Raw genomic sequence first — 17,065 nt, forward strand, 5'->3', positions numbered from 1 at the left:
AAGAAAGGAATACATTTGATGACTAAGCAAACACCGTCGCTCTCCTTTGAGGTTTTCCCTCCGAATCCTGAAGTAGGCAATGCCAAGCTCTTACGTGCCTTGGAAAATATGCAGGAATTAGCTCCTCACTTTATCAGTGTGACAGCTAGCAATAATAAATACAATATCAAAGAGACGACGGTTGCTTTAGCCAATCATATTCAGAATGAATTGTCTATTCCGACCATTGCCCACTTACCTGCCATCTATCTAAGCAAGGAAAAAGTAGCAGATACTCTTCATGAATTAGATCAAGTAGGGGTTCATCGGATCTTGGCCCTTCGTGGTGATATTATTCCTGGTATTGAGCCTTTAAAAGACTTTCGTTATGCAACGGACTTGATTGAGTTTATTAAAACAGAAGCTCCTCACTTTGATGTGATCGGTGCTTGTTACCCAGAAGGTCACCCCGATTCGCCAAACCAAATTTCAGATATTCAAAATCTGAAAAAGAAAGTGGATGCTGGATGTTCGAGCCTAGTGACTCAGCTTTTCTTTGACAATGAGCGATTCTACGATTTTCAAGATAAGTGTATCTTGGCGGGAATTGATGTGCCCATTCATGCAGGGGTGATGCCAATTCTTAACAGAAACCAGGCCCTTCGCTTGTTGAAGACTTGTGAAAATGTTCATATCCCACGGAAGTTCAAGGCCATCCTGGATAAGTATGAACATGATCCAGAATCCCTTCGTGCAGCTGGTTTGGCCTATGCGGTGGATCAAATCGTTGATTTGGTCACACAAGATGTTGCCGGTGTCCATCTCTACACAATGAACAATGAAGATGTAGCCTATCATGTCCACCATGCAACAAAAGCCTTATTTGAACACCAACCAAAGTTGGAAGTGATTTAATCAACAGTCTAAGCAGGAATTGTAGAGATTGAGAAAAAATTTTCTCAGTCTCTTTTTTACTTGGGCCAATCGCTTGCTAAAAGTCAACTTTTTTTTTATAGTATTAATATGAAGATTTTGGAGGCGCTTGCAATGAAGAGAGAGCTCACGTTGAAGTTATTTGGACCCCCTAAGGTTGTTTTCCAACAGAAAGACATCCGTTTTTCCTTCTCGAAGATGGAGGCTTTATTTTATTACTTAGCTGTATCGGGTGAGGTTAACCGTGATGAAATTGCGGGTATTCTTTGGGGGGATAAGGAAAACCAAGTCGCTCGGAAAAATCTACGCAATACTGTTTACCAAGCCAATAAAATCTTTGAAGGAGATGTCATCGTCTCTCCAAGTAGGAGTAGCCTGGCCCTTAATCCTGAGCTGAATCTTTCTTTGGATGTCCAGCTTTTTGAAAGGGATCCGATAAGCAATTTACATCTTTATCAGGGAGACTTTTTAGAAGGCTTCTACGTCAAGGATGATGAGGACTTTGACCAGTGGGCTTCGCGCAAACGGAGCGCTTATAAGCAACTCTATATTGAAAGCTGTTACCAGAAAATTGACAAAGAGGGGCTAGGGGACCCTAGCATAGAGTCCTTACTCCACCATTTAGTAGAGCTAGATGAATTTGAAGAAAAGAACTACCAACTCTTGATGCAGTATTATAGAGTTCATCACCAGCTGGGGAAATTTTTTGAGACCTATTACAAGTTGGTCGATTTACTGGATCGTGAGCTGAATGTTCGTCCCAGTCGAGCGATAGAAGAACTCTACCATTCTGTTTTGGAAGCCAAACGCACCCATAAACAGAGCAATCGTGTGAATGTTCGAGAACTCCCTTTCTTTGGTCGCAAACACGAACTGTCCCAACTGGAGGAATACCTCTCCTTAGTAGAGAAGGGGGAAGCGGTCGGTCCTCTCTTGGTCATGGGGCAATCGGGAACAGGTAAGAAACGTCTCTTGCGGCAGTTAGTCTTGATGTCCAATCGCAGTTTTAGCTTTGTCAAGCTGGAAGGCAAAGCCGGCAGTCGCCAAGAAGAAGGAGGAATCTGGGATGACCTCAAAGCTTGCCTAGAGAAAGTGAGTGAAGAGCTAGAAGTCTCTCCTCTAGGAAAAGCGGACGATCTCCCTGCTGTCCGGAAGAACCTTCAAAGACTTAGCCAAGAAAAACCTCTCTTGATTCTGCTTGAAAATGCCCAGTGGATGGATGCGACCTCATTCAATAAAGTAAAGCAATTAGAGGAGAAAAGTAGCGGGGAAAGATGGCAACTGATTGTTACAGCAGAAGGGCCCTTGCCAGAATTCTTGGTCACCTTCTTTGGGAGCTTAAAAGTAGAGAGACGGTTGTCCCAGCTTGAGTTGACCAATTTTGATCCGACGGAAAGTCGATTACTCTTGCAAGGGCAACTGGGGCAGATAGAACCAGCCCTGATCGAGCAAATGATGGAGTGGAGTGAAGGTAGTCCCTTCTTGCTGTCCAGCTATATAGAAGAGTGGAAAGAGAAGGAAAGTTTAGAGCCCTTGCCTGATATCATTCAAGCTTATCTTTCTCAAGAACTAGGTGACCTGAATAGTGAAGAGGAGTCTCTTCTTCATTATTTGTCTTGTTTTCATAAGCCGATATCTATGTCTATCTTGGCCGATTTGACAGCTACAGATTTTCCTGTTTTAACAGCATTATTAGATCCTTTAGCTCAAAGAGGAATCATCTCAATAGTGGAGGAAGGGGAGGATCTCTTGGTCCAATTTTGCAGGCAATTGGAAGCTATGTACTTCTACCAACTCCTGTCGCCAGCCAGACGGCGCCTCTTCCACCAACAAATCGCGCAAAAACTGGAAGAAACCTTAGAAGATTCGACAGACCTGCTTTTCTATAAGGAAATAGCTTACCAATACAAGCAGTCCCAGAATCTCTTGCGTTCCCTATCCTTTGAGCTGACCTACTTAGAAGAAATCCTCCAGCTAGAACATGAACTATTCCCAATATACTCCAAGGGAGAAGAGGGAGTAGTATCAGATGGTGAAAATAGCCATTTGGATATTTTTGGGGAACTCTCTCGTCTTCGTCGAGAACTGGATCAGCTTTTTTCACGACATCAAAAAGATAGAGACTACAAGTATTTGCAACTGCGCTACTTGTATCTAGAGGGGCGCTACTTTATTCGAAGTGGTGAGTACCAAAAGGGGATTCATGATATTCAAAAGGTCATCTCCTATGCGCGGGAACTCAAACGGCTCGACTTTCTTTTAGAAGGTTACCGGCAAATCATTTATTATTGCATTCAAACAGAAAATATTTCTGAAATGGCCTATTACACAGATTTGGCTTTAGAAGATGCGATTCAGGCCAACAACCATGAAGCGATTGCGATTCAGTTGCGCTTGAAGGGCTTGTATCATTTGATGGTGGGGGATGAGGAGCAGGCGACCCGCCACCTCTATCGCTCCATTGATTGCTTTAGTCTGACCAATAGCATGCAGGCCAAGTATGCCATTCAAATTGCAGCATCTTTAGCCTACCTCGCTGAAATAGAGCAAGTGAGAGGGCATTTTCAAGTAGCTGTCACCCACTTGGAAGAGGTCCTACGCTTGGTGGGGGATCAATCTGTTGACTCAGTCCGAGTGGTGTTTGAAATTGATCTTGGGATTGCTTACTATTGGAAGGGAGATTTGGTCAAAGCCCGCCTCTATTTTGATAGGGCTCAAAAGGTTTTGTCCAGCGTTCGCTTCCCTTGGAAGGAAGAATTGCTCGGATTTTATCAATCCTTAATTGCCTGTCATTTCGGAGCGCAAGAGAAGGTGGCAACTTACCTGGCTCGTAAAGAAGGAGCCATGAAGCAAACGACAAATGCACGAGACAAGGGGATGGTGTATTATCTCTTGGCCTTCCTAGCGGCCCAGAAGGAGCAAGGAGAGCAACTGGTTCCTGCTTTGAGCGCTTTCTTGAAAGAAGATAAGAATTACTACAAGAAACTGGCAGAGCAACACCTGACTCCATATAGAGATCGTCCCTTCCTCAAGAGATTAAAAGATCTCTAGTGTAGCTCATCGAGTGTCATGAAGGAAGAATACAAAAGGCTTAGCAATACCCAAGTGCTGGAAGTTGCTAAGCCTTTTGTATGTTAGAGAGATTTTGAATCTTATTTTTGTTGAGACAAGATTTGGGTCAAGTAAAAGATAAAGGTTGCAGCAAGGTTGGAGGTGTGGTTGTCAATATCATGAGGAGGGGAAACTTCCACAATATCAAATCCAATCAGTTTGCCACTAGCTGCAATGTGTTGGAGCAGCATCAGGGCTAGTTTTGGATCCACACCAAGTGACTGGATGGCGCTGACGCCAGGGGCAGAACCAACGGCAAAGCAGTCCATATCAATAGAGAGGTAGACGGCTGTCTGTTTTTCTAAGAATTGATCAATCCGATCAAGAATGGCCTGGTGGCTCATCCGGAAGAGATCCTGTCCTGTTAAGAAATCAATGCTTGGTGTTTTTGCCACATAGTTGAATAGGAACAGGTTGTTGCTATGTTCCTGAATACCCAAGATCAAGTATGGGAAATCTTTGCTCTCTTCTTTTGCGTGGTCTGCCATTTGGCGAAATCCTGTTCCAGAGTTGGGACCGGTTTGGTCGTAAGGACGCAGGTCAAAGTGAGCATCTAGGTTGATGACAGCCAATTGTTCATCTGGTTGCAAGGAGGATTTGAGGCCCAGGTAGTGACCATAAGCCGTTTCATGCCCTCCACCGAGGACGATTGGTTGAATATTTAGCTCCAACATCCGTTTGACAGTTAGAGAGAGGCTCTCTTGCAAATCTTCAAGAGAACGATTGGGGCCATCGATATTTCCGACATCAAAAACTGTGACGTTGGTGCCCCAGTGCCAAGGAAGTTTAGCGAGTTGGGTTCGAATAGCATTAGGACTTTCGACAGCACCGACGCGACCGTTATTGATATATACTCCTTTATCGCTTTTAAAACCTAGGATTCCAAAGGTGACTTCTTCAAAAGGAGTCAAGCTTTCATCGTTTAAATCCAAAAACTTCGTCAGCATTCCCCATTTTGCTGTATAAGGATTGTCTTCAATACTGCCTTGGTAATAACTGTAAGTCATTGGGTAATAATCTCTAAGCACGTTACATGCCTCCGTTTGTCTGTATTTGGCTAGAAAGGGAAAGGCTGAGAAATTTTCTCAGCCTTTTTCTGCTGTATCCTTACTGTATCAGTATTGAATGCTTAAGTCAACTGCTTTTTCGATGGTTGCTAAGAATTCTTCACTTTCAACAACGGCAGATGCTTTATTAAGTTCTTCAAAGATTTCGATGTCCTTGTCAAATTCAATGAAGGCAACTTTGTTGCGAATCATGTCATAGGCTGGTTTTGTACCCTTACCAAGTTCATGATTTTCTGGTTTGAGATCCAAGGCTTGGCAAGCTGCCATGATTTCAGTAGCAACAATACGACGAGAATTCTTAAGAATTTCAGCCGCTTTACGAGCTGCTGTTGTTCCCATGCTGACGAAGTCTTCTTGGTTTTCACAAGATGGGATAGAGTCTACGCTAGCTGGGTGAGACAAGATTTTGTTTTCAGATGCAAGGGATGCACAAGCATACTGCGTAATCATGAAGCCAGAGTTGAGCCCAGGGTGTTTGACCAAGAAGGATGGCAATTTGCTGAGTTGACTGTTGACCAAGCGTTCCACTCGACGTTCAGATACGTTTCCGATTTCAGAAAGGGCAATACCCAAAAAGTCAAATGGTTGTGCCATTGGCTCACCGTGGAAGTTACCTCCTGAAATGACGTGACCTTCCTTGGTGATGATTGGGTTATCCGTCACAGAGTTGATTTCGATTTCAACTTTTGTTTTCACATAAGCAATAGAATCCTTGCTGGCTCCGTGGATTTGAGGGATACAACGGAGTGTATAAGGATCTTGTACTCGTTGTTGAGTCGCAACAGTGGTATTTTTGCTTCCTTCAAGAAGGTTTCGGATGTTGCGAGCGGTTGCCAATTGTCCACTTTGTGGGCGGATGGTATGAAGGTCTTCTTCAAATGGACTGGTAATACCATTGTGAACTTCCATTGAGAGAGCACCTGCAATATCAGATAGTTTAAGCAATTGAATACCGTCGTAAGTTGCAAGAGCTCCGATACCTGTTAGAACTGTTGTACCATTGATCAAGGCAAGGCCTTCTTTAGCAGCCAATTGGATCTTTTCAATACCAGCTTGATCGAGAGCTTCTTGACCGCTCAAGAGCTGACCTTTGTAGTAGGCATGTCCAAGTCCCAACATCGGGAGAACCATATGAGAAAGAGGAGCAAGGTCTCCAGAAGCTCCGAGAGATCCTTTTTCTGGAATATAAGGAGTCACTCCTTTGTTAAGCAATTCTAATAGTTTTTCAACAGTTGATAGACGAATGCCAGAATAACCTTTCAAGAGTGAGTTGATACGGATCAGCATGATGGCACGAACGGCGTCTTCAGGAAGTGGATCACCGAAGCCAGATGAGTGAGTTCGGATCAGGTTTTCTTGCAGTTGAACAGTATCTTCTGGAGAGATGCTGACATTACAGAGGGAACCAAAGCCAGTGGTTACACCATAGACGACTCGTTTTTCCCGGACAATGTCATCAACGATTTTACGGGATGCGATAACGGCTTCTTTGGCTTGTTCATCAAGCTCACATTGGGCACCGTGCCGAGCGACAGCGATGACTTCTTCGAGTGTTAAGCTATTACCATCTAAATGAATCAATTGAGTCATATAAAACCTCCGATTATGAATAGTTGTTCTGTGGAAGTAGTGTTGTTTACTTCGGTTTGAATACCAAACATGGGCCCATTGTCTATTGATCTAAAAAAATTGAAAGGAGTCATAGAGAAAAGGGCTCAGGTTTGACATTCGTGGAGTCCTAGATGGGTTAGGGAGCAAAACCGAGCTTCACTCCCGTCTCTGTTCCCATCTAGTGTGTAAAGAAAATTAGTGAGGAAGGGCTTTAGATTTATGTAGTTTATCGCCGTGGAAAACAAAGTAGAGTCCACTTGCGATCACGAGACCGATGGCACCCCAAACAAAGTTCATCAGGTTGTCCCCTGCAATCATCAAGATACTGATCACAACAGCTAGAACTGGGATAACAGGACCAAATGGTACTCGGAAGGTAACCTTTTTGTCTGGGTACATTTTTCTGAGTTTGATGGCTGCCAAAGCAGTTGGAATGTATTGGAAGAAACGGAAGACAACACTGAAGGTTGCTAATGTTTCGAAAGAGCCAGATAACAAGAGTAAGAAGGCGAAGATACCAGAAATGATAATGGCAATGACAGGGGCATTCTTAGAGTTTGTTTTTCCAAGCCCTTCTGGCAAGAGTTTTTCAGTTGCTAATGCGGCACCAAAACGAGGGACCATGATGGATTCACCGATGTTTAGACCGGCGATTGAAATGAGGGCTCCGTAAGAAACGAGTGGAGCTCCGATAGGGCCAATCATTTCGACAAATGCGTCTTGAACAGGTGCACCAGTTTGCATAATGCGACCACCAAGCATGGCGATTGTTCCTGCGATGATCAACATGTAGAGAACAGATACAATACTGATAGAACCTAGAATAGCGCGGGGAACGTTCTTTTCAGGGTTGCGCATTTCCCCTGCAACGATAGACATGGTTTCAAATCCGATGAAACCGTAGAAGATGTAGACGGCTGTACTAGAAATAGAACTGAAGAGGTTTGTTCCACTTTCCAATTGAAGGAAAGGTGTGAAGTTGCCCTTGCTCACGCCACCGGGAATGAAGAAGATGGCAAAGAGTGAGAAGAGGACAATCGGAATTAATTTTGCAACAGTAGCTGTCAGAGTAAACATCTTAGAGGTTTTCAGACCGGCAATGTTCATCAGACTCAAGAGAATCAGCATACCGATACTAATCGGTAGGTTGTAGCCTTCAAATGCTGGGAAGGTGATGATGAAGATCTTAGCAAATCCGGCTAACATGGCAGCCCAAGCGATAACAGTAACGGCCCAACCGAGAATCCCAACGTTAAAGCCAACGAAGTCTCCGAAAGCGGCTTTTGAGTATTGCATGGCTCCACCGTTTTTGTCGAAGTAGCCAGCCGTTTCAGCCAGACAGGCTGATAGTAGCATGACGAGAATGGCAACCCCGAACATGACAGCTAGAGAAGCTGGTCCGAGGCCAGAATAAATTTTTTGAGGAAGGAGGAAGATACCAGATCCGATTACGGCGTTGATACCGTAAAGAGTGGCACCGCTAAAGCTGAATTTCGCTTTTTCTTGTTCCTCAATCGACTGTTTATGTGCTCCGTTCATAATGTTTCTCCTTTGTGAACATTATTGTAGTCCAGTCCAGATAGCAATCGGTTGCTCCCCAGACTGATGGGGTAAAAACGTGATTGTCATCTCTTGAAGAGGAGATGCTTGTTCGATATACAGGAGCTCGTGAGTTTGGAGAGTTCGAGAATGATTGTTTCCCCATTCGAGTGTTAGTGGACAGAGAGCGTAGATCAATTGATAGCGACTCTGACTTTTGACACTCTCTTTTGGGGATATAGCACTCATATGCCCCTGATAAGAAGGTTTGTAAATCAAATTAAAGTCTTGACAAGTCCCTTGGCTAGATACAGGATCTCCCCCATCAAAGAAGTAGCTTTGAAAGGGGTTCAAAACCACTTCTTTATGGTGATGGGTGAGCCTAATGGAGGCATTCAAGGGCATCAAGATTCGGTGGTAGCCCGTGAGATCGGTAAAGTTACTTTTTTCAACCTCTACCGTTGCAGTAGAGAGGCGGAAGTCAAAGGTCCGATCTGGATAGCTTCCTCCCTCTGGGGAGAGAAAGAGTTGGGTGGTTTGGCCACCAGACCAAGTAGAAGTTTGATAATCTGCGGGGGTAAGATGAAGGATAGTCACCATAGGACGTCCTCTTTCTTAAAAGAGACCAGTGATATTGCCGTGGGCATCGATATCAATCTTTTCACTGGCAGGAACTTTAGGTAGGCCAGGCATGGTCATAATGGTACCAGTGAGAGCTACGATGAAGCCAGCTCCGGCAGCCACCTTAAGGTTACTGATTTTAACTGTGAAATCTTTTGGTGCTCCCATCTTCTTCGCATCGTCTGAGAAGGAATATTGGGTTTTGGCCATACAGATTGGGTAGTTTGAGAAGCCCAGAGCTTCCAATTCTTTCAGTTCGCGTTTGGCCGCTGGTGTTAAGCTGATGCCTTTACCACCATAGACTTTTGTGACGATCTTGGTCAATTTTGTTTCAATGCTGTCTTCTTCGTCATAGACATAAGAGAAGTGGTTTTCTTCTTGAGCCAGTTGAATGACTTTTTCAGCCAAGTCACGACCACCAGCTCCACCATGTGCCCAGACATCTGAAATGACCACATCTACATGGCGTTTCTTACAAGATTCATAGACAGCTTCTAGCTCTGCCTCTGTATCCAGTGGGAATTTGTTAATGGCAACGACCACTGGTAGACCATAGACTTCTTGAATGTTGGCCAAGTGTTTGTCTAGGTTTGGTAGACCATCGATAACGGCTTGGACATTTTCAGTAGCCAAGTCTGCCTTGGCAACCCCACCATGCATCTTGAGGGCACGGATGGTTGCGACGAGGACAACGGCAGCAGGTTTGAGTCCAGCCATACGGCACTTGATATCGATGAATTTTTCAGCACCGAGGTCTGCTCCGAAGCCAGCTTCTGTCACAACATAGTCTGCATATTTGAGGGCTAGTTTAGTAGCCAGCACACTGTTACAGCCGTGGGCGATATTGGCAAATGGTCCGCCGTGGATGATGGCAGGAGTATGCTCTAAGGTTTGCACCAAGTTCGGATGAATGGCATCTTTGAGGACAGCTGCCATGGCCCCTCCAGCCTTGAGGTCTTTGGCTGTGACCGGTTGTCCTTGGTAGTTGTACCCGATAATGATGCGATCAAGACGTTCTTTGAGATCAAGGATATTTTCTGAGAGACAGAGAATGGCCATGATTTCAGAAGCCACGGTGATGTCAAAGCCATCTTCACGAGGAACCCCGTTTGTTTTTCCTTGAAGGCCATCGACAATATGACGGAGCTGACGGTCGTTCATATCGACCACCCGTTTCCAGGTAATGCGACGAGAATCGATGCCCAACTCATTGCCGTGATGGATATGGTTGTCAATCAAGGCTGCAAGGAGGTTGTTGGCAATCCCAATGGCATGGAAGTCTCCGGTAAAGTGAAGGTTGATATCTTCCATTGGAACCACTTGAGCGTACCCGCCACCGGCAGCTCCCCCCTTGATCCCAAAGACAGGGCCAAGAGAAGGTTCGCGCAGGGCAATGACGGCTTTTTCACCAATAGCTGAAAGAGCATCGACCAAGCCAACAGAGGTGGTTGTCTTTCCTTCTCCAGCAGGTGTTGGGGAGATGGCTGTCACGAGGATCAGCTTTCCATCTTCCTTATCCTTGAGTTGTTCCAGTTGGTTGCTATCAATTTTTGCCTTGTACTTTCCGTAGAGTGAAATATCCTCTTCGGTCAATCCAAGTTCAGCAGCGATATCGGTGATGGGCTTCATTTGGACAGAATTGGCAATTTCAATATCCGATAAAACCATAGAATCCCTTCTTTCTTTGTAGGTATTAAAGTTATAAAGTTGAATGATAGGTTTATGATAGGCTTTCTAAAATGCTTTGGTAAATACTATCTGCAAGGTCAGAGCCTGTTTGGAGGAGTTCGAGACCCTTGCCGTGGTATTCTTGGACAAAGTCTTGGTCCTTGATTCCTGAAATGTTGATTAGGACATTGAGCCAAGCCCCTTGAAGGCCAGCTTTAAGGTTGAGAGCAGCCACCCCTAGGTCACTCGCCGCATTGGTGTTGGACTTGCCAACAGCTTCTTTGGTGGTTTCAAGCGCCTCAACGATGAGCTCCATCATAGAGAAAGGAGATACTGTCGCATGTTTCAAAGCTTTTTGCATGGCTTCACGACGAGCGGCTTTCTCTTCTTCCGTTTCTTTTGGAAGATCAAAGACAGCTGATACGACGTTGAAAGCTTCTGTATCCTTGTCAATGGCTTCTAGTAATTGATCTTGGAGGTGGGCACTTTTTTCGTGAACCCCTTTGATGTGGTCTTCAAATTCAGTGTATTTCTTCTTACCAATGGTCAGTTCGCAGACCATTTTTGTAAGGGAAATCCCATTTGCAGCAGATAGGGCAGCAGCAGAACCACCACCTGGAGCTGGGGCATCTGAACCAAGAACCTTGGCAAACTCAGTAATACTTAAGTCAACTAGTTTCATAGAACTCCCTTTCTAACCCAACAAGTGATTTTCCAAGACTTGTTTGCTGTAGTCAAAGTCTTCTAATTGCAAGTAGTATTCCGCTGAGTCGATCAAAGCCTTAGCTGGAGCAAGTCCGATGAGTTCTGTTCCGATGATTCGAACCCCGTAGCGTTGTGCTTCGAAACGAACGGTTTCAACGACGCGATACAATGGGAATTTTTCCAAGTTGACCATGTTGATAGAAACTTGGGCAATGTTGCGATCTTCTAGCATAACACCAATCGCTTTACAGTATTTGTATCCACCGCTGGATCCGCGAATGATTTTAGAAATGTTATTGGCAATTTCTAGATCATCTGTGTCCAGGTTGACATTGAAGGCAACGAGCGGCATACGGACACCGACAGCAGTAACCCCTGCAGTTGGGTGAATCTTGCGTTCACCGTAGTCTGGTTTCCAGTCTTCTTCCAACAATTTTTCTGGCATTCCTTCGAATTGGCCTTTACGAACTTTAGCGAGGTTGGTGCGTTCTGGACGGGTTGCGGCATCTTCATAGAGGAAGATTGGAATACCCAATTCACGATTGATGCGTTCCGCCACTTTATTAGCGATTTCGACACATTCATCTGTTGTGATATCTTTGACTGGAACGAATGGACAAACGTCTGTTGCTCCCATCCGAGGGTGTTCGCCTTCGTGCTTGGTCATATCGATGTTTTCAGATGCGTATTTTACCAATTGGAAAGCCGCTTCTTGAATGGTTTCTTCATCCCCAACGAGTGTAAAGACGCTGCGGTTGTGGCTAGCATCAGACGAGTAGTCTAATAATGTAACACCTGGAATGCTTTTCGCAGTAGCGACTAATCCGTCGATTACAGCTTGATTGCGTCCTTCAGAGAAGTTTGGAATACACTCAACAATTTTTGCCATATGATTACCTCTTTTTATAGGAGAAGTGGGGAAGGAGGGCAATGTATTCTCCTCCCCTTTCTCAATTTTTATTTTTTTGAATTAAAACAATTTTTGAACCGCATCTTTGACCAAATCTTCGTCTGCAAGATAAGGAATAGTGATGTGGTCTGTTCCTGCATGGAGACGGTTGTATTCGATCGCTGTTTCAATAGCATGATCGTTCCGTGCCCAGTTCCGACGAGCAACCCCTCCCATGGTATCCCATGAAATAGCAGATTTGATAATTTCGTCGATTCGGTGACTACCGTCTAGAACGAGACCGAATCCTCCGTTGATAGCTTTACCGATACCAGTACCACCACCATTGTGGAGAGCAACAAGACTCATACCGCGAGCAGCGTTACCAGCATAACATTGCACGGCCATATCACAAGTAACGTTCGATCCATCTTTGATATTGGATGTTTCACGGAATGGAGCATCTGTACCAGATACGTCATGGTGGTCACGTCCGATCATGACTGGTCCGATCTTACCTTGGCGAATGAGTTCATTGAATTTCAAAGCAATGTTGACACGACCCATACAATCTTGATAGAGGATACGAGCTTCTGTACCCACCACCAATTGGTTCTTCTCAGCATCGCGAATCCAGTTGTAGTTATCGCGGTCTTGGTAGCGACGAGTTGGATCGATCGCTTCCATAGCTGCGTGGTCAGTTGCAATCAAGTCTTCGTGTTTACCGCTGAGGCAGACCCAACGGAATGGACCGTAACCATAGTCAAAGAGCATAGGGCCCATGATATCTTCTACATAAGATGGCCAAATGAAGCCGTCTTTGTCATCGAGACCATTCTTAGAAATTTCCTTGATGCCTGAGTCGTACACGGATTTCATGAAGGCATTACCATAGTCGAAGAAGTAGGTGCCTTTAGCAGTCAAATCTTTAATCACTGCGAAGTGGCGAGCCAAAGTTTCATCGACCAAACGGTGGAAGGTTTCTTTGTCTTCTGCCAGCAAACGTGTCCGTTCTTCAAAGCTGATACCAACTGGGCAATAGCCACCATCATAGACGTTGTGGCAAGAGGTTTGGTCAGACAAGAGATGAACGTGAACTTGGTGTTCATTGACATATTCAAGCAAGTCTACGATATTACCATGGTAGGCAATAGAAGTTGATTCACCAGCTTCCAGTGCTGCTTGAGCCAATTTCACAGCTTCTTCGGCACTGTCTGTCACTTGACTAATCCATCCTTGAGAGTGACGGGTTTCGATCCGAGAGCGGTCCACTTCTGCAACGATCGCAACAGCTTTGGCAATTTCAGCTGCTTTCCCTTGAGCGCCACTCATACCACCGAGACCAGATGAAATAAAGAGTTTACCAGTTAAGTCGCCATCATCAGACACACCGAGTTTAAGACGTCCAGCATTAAGAAGAGTGTTGAAGGTACCGTGAACGATTCCTTGAGGGCCGATGTACATCCAGCCACCAGCAGTCATCTGACCGTAGTTGGTAACGCCCATCTCTTCAGCAATTTCCCAATCGTGCATGTTGTCATACTCACCGATCAAGAGACCGTTGGTAATGATAACGCGAGGAGCTTCTGGTTTAGATTTAAAGAGACCGAGTGGGTGACCAGATTCAACCACCAAGGTTTGGTCTTCCGTCATGACTTCCAAGTATTTCTTGATCAAGTTGTATTGCATCCAGTTAGCACAGACAGATCCTGTTTCTCCATAAGTAACCAATTCATAAGGATAAAGAGCAATCTCAAAGCTCAAGTTGTTGTCGATCATGACCTGCATAGCTTTAGCAGCAGTGCAGTTTCCTTTGTACTCATCAATTGGTTTTCCATAGATCCGATCTTTTGGACGGAAGCGATAGCCATAGATCCGACCGCGAGTTTTTAGTTCTTCTAGAAATTCTGGGATCAACTCTTGGTGGAATTTTTTAGGGATGTAACGCAGAGCGTTTTTAAGGGCAATCTCAGTCTGAGCTTGCGTTAAGCGGAAGCCTCTATCAGGTGCACGACGGATGCCTTCTTGAAACGTTGCCTTTTCAGGTAGGACATCAAAGTCAAGTTTGACAGACATAGCAGCTGCAATTTCTTTATCGTCTATAAATGACATAGTAGGAACCTCCTTATGTATAAACTATGAATTTATATTTTCTTTATTGTATCCAAGAAACGTCAATAAAGAGTCAAAAATAAATTTAATTTTTAATAAAGCAAAAAAAAATGAGGGAAAAACTTTTTGACTTTTTTTTGACGCTTTTGCTTTAGAATTATAAAATGAATAACAATGGAAATAGAAAGGAAAGTATTCATATGTCTGCTGATGTAATCTTAACCCACTTTAACCAGTTGTTTTGTCCAAACGACCTCGGTCATCCTCTTTATGGCAAGGAGATGGCAGAGGCAAAAATCCTTTCCGATGCTTATATCGCCATTAAAGATGGAAAGATACTTGCAGTGGGGACCGGTCAACCAGATTCAGGACTGATCGATGACCATACGGAAGTAAAATCCTGTGAAGGAAAAGTTGCGACCCCTGGCTTGATTGACTGCCATACCCACTTGGTCTATGGAGGCAGTCGTGAACATGAATTTGCTAAAAAGTTAGCGGGTGTTTCCTACTTAGATATTCTCGCTCAAGGAGGAGGGATTCTGAGCACTGTCCGGGCGACACGAGAAGCGTCCTTCGACAACCTTTATGACAAATCCAAACGACTGTTGGATTATATGTTGCGCCATGGGGTGACAACTGTTGAAGCCAAGAGTGGTTACGGTTTGGATTGGGAAACGGAAAAACGCCAATTAGATGTAGTAGCAGCCTTGGACCGAGACCATGAAATTGATCTGGTTTCAACCTTTATGGCAGCTCATGCGATCCCGACAGAGTACAAGGGCCGTTCTCAAGAGTATTTAGATCTGATTATTGAACAAATGCTTCCAAAGGTAAAAGAAGACAATCTGGCTGAATTCTGTGACATCTTCTGTGAAAAGGGTGTCTTTACAGCGGATGAATCACGCTATCTTCTGTCGAAAGCCAAGGAAATGGGCTTCAAATTACGAATTCATGCGGATGAAATTGAGTCCATTGGTGGCGTGGATGTGGCAGCCGAATTGGAATCTACCAGTGCAGAACACTTGATGGTCATTACTGATGAGGGCATTCAAAAACTAGCAAAAGCAAAAGTTATTGGAAATCTTTTGCCTGCAACAACCTTCAGCCTCATGGAAGATACCTATGCACCAGCTCGTAAGATGTTGGACGCTGGCATGGCTATTACCCTAACAACAGACAGCAATCCAGGATCCTGTCCGACAGCCAATCTCCAGTTTGCCATGCACCTTGGTTGCTTCATGATGCGCCTAACTCCAGTGGAAATTCTCAATGCAGTGACCATCAATGCAGCCTACTCAGTAGATCGTGCCAAAACGATTGGCTCTTTCGATGTTGGAAAACAAGCTGATATCACGATTTATGACGCACCAAATCTAGATTATCTCTTCTATTTCTTTGCGACCAACCTAGTGACAGATGTCTATAAAAATGGTAAGAAAGTGATTTAATTTTCTTCGTTTTAAATGTGACCTAAATAGAAAAACCCCCTCATCAGAATTGGTTGATGAGGGGGTTTTAGGGCTTAGAAAAGTATTTCAAAAGAGGAGTTAGAAAGCTTTAAATTCCAACCTTGACATCTGGGAATCGCTCAGACACCTGTGCAAAGAGAGTGTAGAGTTGTTCTTCAGCGTTCTTCTTATTTTTAATGGCTAGGCGGTGCTGTTTCTTTGGCTTGTCCTTGCGGATGTAGCACAATTGGAAGATAGAGCGGGCAATACCTGATTGACGAACTCGAGTGACATGTAAGTATAGTTGTTGAACATCTCGTAAATCAATCGTTTGTGTTCCTCTGAAATAGGTGATCAAATGATTTTTGTATAAGATAACTTTTAAGTCTTGATTGTAGTAACTGGCCTCATCAGCCAAACGGTTTAGATCTCCTTGGAGTTCGGGATAGTTTTGGTGGAGTTCCTGATAGGAAGCAATGGTCCGTTTCCGAACAGAGAAGCTGGCTACAACCATTGTAATGGTAAGTCCAACTAAAGCAACTGAACCTAGTAAGAGGAATAAGGAGTCTTTGTTATATTCCGTAAGGCTTAAGTAATAGCTGGTCGTCATATTGAGTGACACGACAGAAGTCGGGTCAAGGAGGGAATGGATGTACTCACTATAACCGACAAGGCGACCATTGCGAGATGTATTCTTGCTATCCTTTGCCAAAGGGGCTAATTGCGTTCCCTTTAGTTGATAAGGATTGGTCTGCAGTTCCCCATTCTTCGCTTTATCAATGATTTCTTTAATCGTCGTATCGTCTTTTTTGGTTTCGATCCCTGCATACTTACCATCATTTTGGTTATCGTATTGGACAATATAGAGTACATGCCTTTTGTCCACAGTTCCGACAGGTTCTGGATAAATATCATAGACTTGCATCGTTACAGGATCCCCAGACTTTTCTGCCTTAGCAAAGCTAGTAGCAGGATTTTGGTGACGAATCCATAATGAAAACATTAATCCTGCGAATGCCAGGAAGACAAGGGCAAGCACCAGACCTGAAACAAATCCTTTATTGCGTTTTTCCTTAATCATATCGACCTCCTTTAGTTTGATATCTAAAGTATATCATGAAAGATTTTATGTGACAAGGAAATTTATAGATGGCTGATTTTTAAGGCTTTTTAGTAGTTTTACCAAAAAGCTGTCTGTAAAATAATTGAAAAATGGTTTGATTTTAGAAGAGATTAGTAACTTTTTATAAAAAACTATATTTTTTTTAATTTTTCTATATACAAAAAGATAAATTATTGATAGAATAGAAAAGAATTGAATTAAATTTGGTTCGCGCTCATTCTGTCTTCATGTTAGTGAAACAGAATGTTTATAACCTAAA

12 protein-coding genes are annotated in these 17,065 nt (G+C 43.9%); 3 read left to right on the plus strand and 9 right to left on the minus strand.

Translation table 11 applies throughout. From position 1 onward, the window contains the following. Positions 1 to 18: 18 nt before the first annotated feature. Both metF and HMPREF9421_RS03780 read left to right on the plus strand, forming a co-directional pair. Positions 19 to 894 carry a methylenetetrahydrofolate reductase [NAD(P)H] gene (gene metF, locus HMPREF9421_RS03775; protein WP_006595659.1) on the plus strand — a complete coding sequence of 292 codons (876 nt, stop codon included), beginning with the start codon at positions 19 to 21 and terminating at the stop codon, positions 892 to 894. Between the two features lie 132 nt (positions 895 to 1,026). Further along, the gene (locus tag HMPREF9421_RS03780) at positions 1,027 to 3,963 is read left to right on the plus strand and encodes an ATP-binding protein (protein WP_006597155.1); all 2,937 of its coding nucleotides are present in this window, start codon (positions 1,027 to 1,029) and stop codon (positions 3,961 to 3,963) included. Between the two features lie 101 nt (positions 3,964 to 4,064). Here the strand turns inward: HMPREF9421_RS03780 and hutG are convergent, their stop codons facing one another. The 8 genes from hutG to HMPREF9421_RS03820 form a co-directional block, all read right to left on the minus strand. After that, positions 4,065 to 5,051 (minus strand): formimidoylglutamase, encoded by a 987-nt coding sequence (hutG, locus tag HMPREF9421_RS03785; protein WP_040802970.1) that lies wholly within the window; start codon positions 5,049 to 5,051, stop codon positions 4,065 to 4,067. A gap of 87 nt (positions 5,052 to 5,138) precedes the next feature. Further along, a complete protein-coding gene (gene hutH, locus HMPREF9421_RS03790) occupies positions 5,139 to 6,680 on the minus strand; it encodes a histidine ammonia-lyase (protein ID WP_006595662.1) in 1,542 nt (513 codons plus the stop codon). Positions 6,681 to 6,896: 216 nt separating this feature from the next. Beyond that, positions 6,897 to 8,240 carry an APC family permease gene (locus tag HMPREF9421_RS03795; RefSeq protein WP_006595663.1) on the minus strand — a complete coding sequence of 448 codons (1,344 nt, stop codon included), beginning with the start codon at positions 8,238 to 8,240 and terminating at the stop codon, positions 6,897 to 6,899. A gap of 21 nt (positions 8,241 to 8,261) precedes the next feature. Next, positions 8,262 to 8,840: a HutD/Ves family protein gene (locus HMPREF9421_RS03800; protein WP_006595664.1), complete on the minus strand. Its 579-nt coding sequence runs from the start codon at positions 8,838 to 8,840 to the stop codon at positions 8,262 to 8,264. Positions 8,841 to 8,855: 15 nt separating this feature from the next. After that, the gene (locus tag HMPREF9421_RS03805; RefSeq protein ID WP_006595665.1) at positions 8,856 to 10,529 is read right to left on the minus strand and encodes a formate--tetrahydrofolate ligase; all 1,674 of its coding nucleotides are present in this window, start codon (positions 10,527 to 10,529) and stop codon (positions 8,856 to 8,858) included. A gap of 52 nt (positions 10,530 to 10,581) precedes the next feature. Next, positions 10,582 to 11,211, minus strand: a complete 630-nt coding sequence (locus HMPREF9421_RS03810; RefSeq protein ID WP_006595666.1) for a cyclodeaminase/cyclohydrolase family protein — start codon at positions 11,209 to 11,211, stop codon at positions 10,582 to 10,584. Between the two features lie 12 nt (positions 11,212 to 11,223). After that, positions 11,224 to 12,123 carry a glutamate formimidoyltransferase gene (gene ftcD / locus HMPREF9421_RS03815; protein ID WP_006595667.1) on the minus strand — a complete coding sequence of 300 codons (900 nt, stop codon included), beginning with the start codon at positions 12,121 to 12,123 and terminating at the stop codon, positions 11,224 to 11,226. An 81-nt stretch (positions 12,124 to 12,204) separates the two neighbouring features. Next, a complete protein-coding gene (locus HMPREF9421_RS03820) occupies positions 12,205 to 14,235 on the minus strand; it encodes a urocanate hydratase (protein ID WP_006595668.1) in 2,031 nt (676 codons plus the stop codon). A gap of 200 nt (positions 14,236 to 14,435) precedes the next feature. On the opposite strand from HMPREF9421_RS03820, the gene hutI reads away from it, so the two are divergent. Next, positions 14,436 to 15,683 carry an imidazolonepropionase gene (hutI, locus tag HMPREF9421_RS03825; protein WP_006597169.1) on the plus strand — a complete coding sequence of 416 codons (1,248 nt, stop codon included), beginning with the start codon at positions 14,436 to 14,438 and terminating at the stop codon, positions 15,681 to 15,683. A 109-nt stretch (positions 15,684 to 15,792) separates the two neighbouring features. Here hutI and HMPREF9421_RS03830 read toward each other — a convergent pair whose 3' ends face one another. Then, positions 15,793 to 16,764, minus strand: coding sequence for a hypothetical protein (locus HMPREF9421_RS03830; RefSeq protein WP_006595670.1), 972 nt, complete (start codon positions 16,762 to 16,764; stop codon positions 15,793 to 15,795). Positions 16,765 to 17,065 lie beyond the last annotated feature (301 nt).

The sequence above is a fragment of the Streptococcus australis ATCC 700641 genome, assembly GCF_000186465.1.
GTDB classification, from domain to species: Bacteria; Bacillota; Bacilli; order Lactobacillales; family Streptococcaceae; genus Streptococcus; species Streptococcus australis.

Bases quoted from the DNA above. Each gene is read 5' to 3' on its own strand.
- hutI (WP_006597169.1), top strand. From the start codon at position 14,436: ATGTCTGCTGATGTAATCTTAACCCACTTTAACCAGTTGTTTTGTCCA.
- HMPREF9421_RS03830 (WP_006595670.1), bottom strand. From the start codon at position 16,764: ATGATTAAGGAAAAACGCAATAAAGGATTTGTTTCAGGTCTGGTGCTT.
- hutH (WP_006595662.1), bottom strand. From the start codon at position 6,680: ATGACTCAATTGATTCATTTAGATGGTAATAGCTTAACACTCGAAGAA.
- HMPREF9421_RS03805 (WP_006595665.1), bottom strand. From the start codon at position 10,529: ATGGTTTTATCGGATATTGAAATTGCCAATTCTGTCCAAATGAAGCCC.
- metF (WP_006595659.1), top strand. From the start codon at position 19: ATGACTAAGCAAACACCGTCGCTCTCCTTTGAGGTTTTCCCTCCGAAT.
- HMPREF9421_RS03810 (WP_006595666.1), bottom strand. From the start codon at position 11,211: ATGAAACTAGTTGACTTAAGTATTACTGAGTTTGCCAAGGTTCTTGGT.
- HMPREF9421_RS03800 (WP_006595664.1), bottom strand. From the start codon at position 8,840: ATGGTGACTATCCTTCATCTTACCCCCGCAGATTATCAAACTTCTACT.
- HMPREF9421_RS03820 (WP_006595668.1), bottom strand. From the start codon at position 14,235: ATGTCATTTATAGACGATAAAGAAATTGCAGCTGCTATGTCTGTCAAA.
- ftcD (WP_006595667.1), bottom strand. From the start codon at position 12,123: ATGGCAAAAATTGTTGAGTGTATTCCAAACTTCTCTGAAGGACGCAAT.
- HMPREF9421_RS03795 (WP_006595663.1), bottom strand. From the start codon at position 8,240: ATGAACGGAGCACATAAACAGTCGATTGAGGAACAAGAAAAAGCGAAA.
- HMPREF9421_RS03780 (WP_006597155.1), top strand. From the start codon at position 1,027: ATGAAGAGAGAGCTCACGTTGAAGTTATTTGGACCCCCTAAGGTTGTT.